This window comes from Kitasatospora sp. NPDC101235 (assembly GCF_044767505.1).
GTDB lineage: Bacteria > Actinomycetota > Actinomycetes > Streptomycetales > Streptomycetaceae > Kitasatospora.
Map to the genome: position 1 here is coordinate 1 of NZ_JBIWNZ010000094.1, position 1,131 is coordinate 1,131.

Consider the following 1,131-nt stretch of genomic DNA (forward strand, 5'->3'; position numbering starts at 1 on the left):
GCGGCCGTCGGTGCCTCGCGCGCCGCCGTGGACGCCGGCTGGTACCCGCACAGCAGCCAGGTCGGCCAGACCGGCAAGCAGGTCTCCCCGCAGCTGTACGTGGCCAACGGCATCTCCGGCGCCATCCAGCACCGGGCCGGCATGCAGACCTCGAAGACCATCGTGGCCGTCAACAAGGACCCCGAGGCCCCGATCTTCGAGCTCGCCGACTACGGCGTGGTCGGCGACCTCTTCGAGGTGCTGCCGCAGCTCACCGCCGAGGTGAAGGCCCGCAAGGCCTGATCCCCCGAGTGCAGTGGAGGGCGTGGTGCCGAGTGGTACTCGGTGCCACGCCCTCCGTCGTTTCCCGGCGGCGCCGGGTCGTGCCGCCCGTCCCGATCGCTGCGCGGTCGGCTCCGCGACTCACTCCGCGACGAAGGCCGCGAGGTGCCGGGTGAAGCCGCCCTGGGCGGGCGGCAGCGGGCGCGGCTCGGTGTCCTGCGGCGACGGCGGCTCCTCCACCGGCAGCAGCCGCAGCTCGGGCTGGTCGGAGTCGGGGGAGGAGAGCAGCCGCACCCGGGTGCCGACCGGGACGGTGCTGCGCATCCCGTCCACGATGCACCAGACGTCGAAGCCCTCCGCCATGCGGATCAGGGACTTCTGACGGACCAGTGGCGTCCGGGCCTGCTCGACCGCGCAGCGCCGCACCACGCCGGTGCCCTCGCTGGGCTCCAGCCTGAGGTCGGTGGAGCCGCAGGTGGGGCAGAGCAGCCGCTGGAAGGTCGGGTTGTTGCACCACGCGCAGCGCTGGAAGTACAGCGTCGTGCTGCGGGTGTCGGCATCGATGGCTGAGTGGACCACGCTGTCATCTCCCTGCGCTCGGACCGGCTTCGTTCGGTGGAACCACGGCGGAAGTGCGCCAGAAGTTCGGCACGAAAAGGATAGGGAACTCAGTGCCGTCAAGGGAAGGCACTGAGTTCCCTTTTTGCCGCGCGCATGCATAATGAAGGGTACTGAGTACCGTCGTGAAACAGGAGTGGCGATCATGAGCCAGGAGTTCGATCTCTTCCGTATCTCCGAGGAGCACGGGATGCTCCGTGAGGCGGTGCGTTCGCTGGCCGAGGCGAAGATCGCTCCGTTCGCGGCGGAGGT

General features: G+C 69.7%; 2 protein-coding genes. One reads left to right on the forward strand and one right to left on the reverse strand.

Going from position 1 to position 1,131, the window contains the following annotated elements:
• On the forward strand, positions 1-282 hold a 282-nt coding region (locus tag ACIRRH_RS43955; RefSeq protein ID WP_355270033.1), incomplete at its 5' end, for an electron transfer flavoprotein subunit alpha/FixB family protein.
• 120 nt (positions 283-402) lie between these two features.
• Here ACIRRH_RS43955 and ACIRRH_RS43960 read toward each other — a convergent pair.
• Entirely contained in the window at positions 403-840 is a 438-nt protein-coding gene (locus tag ACIRRH_RS43960; protein ID WP_403079115.1) for a hypothetical protein, read from the reverse strand.
• Positions 841-1,131 lie beyond the last annotated feature (291 nt).